This is a genomic window from Micromonospora globispora (assembly GCF_003857015.1).
GTDB lineage: Bacteria > Actinomycetota > Actinomycetes > Mycobacteriales > Micromonosporaceae > Micromonospora > Micromonospora globispora.
Genome location: NZ_QGGF01000561.1, coordinates 1 through 3,164, shown reverse-complemented (window position 1 = coordinate 3,164; position 3,164 = coordinate 1). Strand labels below are relative to the sequence as shown.

The window sequence follows — 3,164 nt, the reverse complement described above, 5'->3', positions numbered from 1 at the left end:
GCGCCGGGGCGGGGGTCGCCGTACATGAGGGCGTGGAAGGCGGGGTTGGCCACCCCGAACTCGACCAGGGTGTCCCAGCCCCGGCGCAGGTCGTCCACCGGGTCCGCGGCGGGCTTTCGGGCCGCCTGGGCGTGCAGGTACGCGGCGAAGCCGTAGCTGGCCGCCGCGTCGAGCAACCCGCGCAGGTCGCCGAACTGCCGGTAGATGGTCGGCGCCTGGACGCCGGCGGCCCGGCTGACCGCCCGCGTGGTGACCGCGTCCCGGCCGCCCTCGGCGAGCAGCGCGGCCGCGGCGCGGACGATCCGGTCCCGGGGCGACGTCTCGATCATGAGATCGACGTTACGGCGTTGCCGTTAGCGGCGCTACGCGAAGCGCTATCACCTTCGCGTTAGCGCCGGAAACCCCACCTCACGAGGGAAACGCCAGGTCGAGCACGGCGCCGAGACCGTTGGCCCGACCGGCGTCGGCGCACGGCAGCACCAGCACGGCGCAGCCCGCCGCCACCGCGCCCGCGTCCGCCGGCGTGTCGCCCACCATCAGCGTCCGCTCCGGGTCCACGCCGAGCATTCCGCAGGCCCGCAGGAAGATGCCCGGGTCGGGCTTGCAGCGCCCCACCTCGTAGGAGAGCGCGTACGCGTCCACCAGGTCGTGGAAGCCCCAGGCGGTGAGGAGCGGCCGGATGTCGAAGCCGATGTTGCTGACCACGGCCACCTTCACCCCGGCCTGCCGCAGCGTCTTGAGGGTCGCCTCGGTGTCCGGGTACGGCACCCAGCCCTCGGGGACCAGCAACCGCTCGTAGAGCGCCTCGGCGAACCCCTCGATGCCCGCGTCCACCGTCTCGGCCAGCCCGGTGTACGCACCCCGGTGGGCGTGCGGGTACAGATCCCGGTCGGCCCACAGCTCGGCCAGCCGGGGCGGCACCCGCGCCGGCAACGGCCCGCCGGCCCGCCCGGCGGTCAGCAGCCGGTCGGCCAGGGCGGTGGCGCGCATCCGGTCCAGCTCCACCCCGCACGCCGCGGCGGCGTGCAGCACCCAGTCGCGGGGCTCCTCCACTTGGGCGAGGGTGCCGTGGAAGTCGAAGAGCACCGCCTCCACGGGCCGACGGGACGTGCTCGCGCGGACGGCGTCGTCGGCGCCGCTCGAGGCATGGGGCGGTTCGGCATGATCCGGCACGTCGTGCACCCTACCGACCGCCGCCGACCGGGCTGCCGGACGGCCTTGGCCGGTGGTCGTCGGTCGTACCGATTAATCTTGGGGGCATGTCGAGCCCCGCCGAGCGGTACGCCGCGGCGCGCCGCCGGGCCGCGCAGGCCGCCGCCTTCCCGGCCCTGGACGAGTTCGCCCGTGACCTCGGGTTCGACCTCGACGACTTCCAACGGGAGGCGTGTCAGGCGCTGGAACGGGGAAGCGGGGTGCTGGTCTGCGCCCCCACCGGCGCGGGCAAGACCGTGGTCGGCGAGTTCGCCGTGCACCTGGCCCTGCGCGGCCGGCCCGGGCAGCCGGAGGCGGCCGAGGGCCCGACCACCCGGCGCAAGTGCTTCTACACCACGCCGATCAAGGCGCTGTCCAACCAGAAGTACCACGACCTGGTGGACCGCTACGGCGCCGAGCAGGTCGGCCTGCTCACCGGCGACAACGCGATCAACGGCGACGCGCCCGTGGTGGTGATGACCACCGAGGTGCTGCGCAACATGCTCTACGCCGGCTCCAGCACCCTCGAGGGCCTGGCGTACGTGGTGATGGACGAGGTGCACTACCTCGCCGACCGGTTCCGCGGCGGGGTGTGGGAAGAGGTGATCATCCACCTGCCCGCCTCGGTCACCCTGGTCTCGCTGTCGGCGACCGTCTCCAACGCCGAGGAGTTCGCGGACTGGCTGGTCACCGTGCGCGGCGAGACCTCCGTGGTGGTCAGCGAGCACCGCCCGGTGCCGCTCTGGCAGCACATGCTGGTCGGCAAGCGGATGTTCGACCTGTTCCACGACGCCGACGCGGCCCGCAAGCACGACGTGCACCCCGAGCTGCTGCGCTACACCCGGGACACGATGCGCCGGCTCGAACTCGGCGAGGGGCGCAGCGCCACCCCCGGCGGCGGCCGCCGCGGCCCCCGCTGGCGCGGCCCGATGCGCCCGGACATCGTCGACCGGCTCGACCGGGAGGGGCTGCTTCCGGCGATCCTGTTCATCTTCAGCCGGGCCGGCTGCGACGCGGCCGTGCAGCAGTGCCTCGCCGCCGGGCTGCGGCTCACCAGCCCGGAGGAACGCGCCGAGATCCGCCAGGTGGTCGAGTCCCGGATCACCGCCATCCCCGGCGAGGACCTGTCGGTGCTGGGCTACTGGGAATGGCTCGACGGTCTGGAGCGGGGGCTGGCCGCCCACCACGCCGGCATGCTGCCCGCGTTCAAGGAGGTCGTCGAGGAGCTGTTCGTCCGCGGCCTGGTCAAGGCGGTCTTCGCCACCGAGACCCTGGCGCTGGGGATCAACATGCCGGCCCGCTGCGTCGTCCTCGAACGGCTCGTCAAGTTCAACGGCGAGGCCCACGTCGACCTCACGCCGGGGGAGTACACCCAGCTCACCGGGCGCGCGGGCCGGCGCGGCATCGACGTCGAGGGGCACGCCGTCGTGGTCTGGTCCCCGGAGACCGATCCGCGGCACGTGGCCGGCCTGGCCTCCACCCGTACGTATCCGCTGCGGTCCAGCTTCCGGCCGTCGTACAACATGGCCGTCAACCTGGTCGGCACGGTCGGGGCCGAGCCGGCGCGGGCGCTGCTGGAGTCGTCGTTCGCGCAGTTCCAGGCGGACCGGTCGGTGGTCGGCCTGGCCCGGCAGGTGCAGCGCAACACCGAGACCATCGAGGCGTACGGCGTCGAGGCGACCTGCCACCACGGGGACTTCGACGAGTACTTCGCGCTGCGGGTGGCGATCGCCGACCGGGAGCGCGCCATCGCCCGGCAGGGGCAGTCCCAGCGCAAGGCCGCCGCGGTGGCGTCGCTGGAGCGGCTGCGGGTCGGCGACGTGATCCGGGTGCCCTCCGGGCGCCGGGCCGGCCTGGCGGTCGTGCTCGACCCGGCCACCGGCGGCTTCGGTGAGCCGCGCCCGCTGGTGCTGACCCAGGACCGCTGGGCCGGCCGGGTCAGCCCCGGCGACTTCACCACCCCGGCCGAGGTG

Annotated in this window: 3 protein-coding genes; 1 reads left to right on the top strand and 2 read right to left on the bottom strand. The window is 74.1% G+C overall.

Translation table 11 applies throughout. From position 1 onward, the window contains the following. Both DKL51_RS28860 and DKL51_RS28855 read right to left on the bottom strand, forming a co-directional pair. A partial coding sequence (locus DKL51_RS28860; RefSeq protein ID WP_148097878.1) for a TetR/AcrR family transcriptional regulator occupies nt 1-329 on the bottom strand: 329 nt, incomplete at its 3' end. 79 nt (nt 330-408) lie between these two features. After that, the gene (locus DKL51_RS28855) at nt 409-1,173 is read right to left on the bottom strand and encodes an HAD family hydrolase (RefSeq protein WP_109943103.1); all 765 of its coding nucleotides are present in this window, start codon (nt 1,171-1,173) and stop codon (nt 409-411) included. An 86-nt stretch (nt 1,174-1,259) separates the two neighbouring features. Here DKL51_RS28855 and DKL51_RS28850 point away from each other — a divergent pair. After that, nucleotides 1,260-3,164: DEAD/DEAH box helicase (locus DKL51_RS28850; RefSeq protein WP_124812779.1), on the top strand; the 1,905-nt coding region annotated here is incomplete at its 3' end.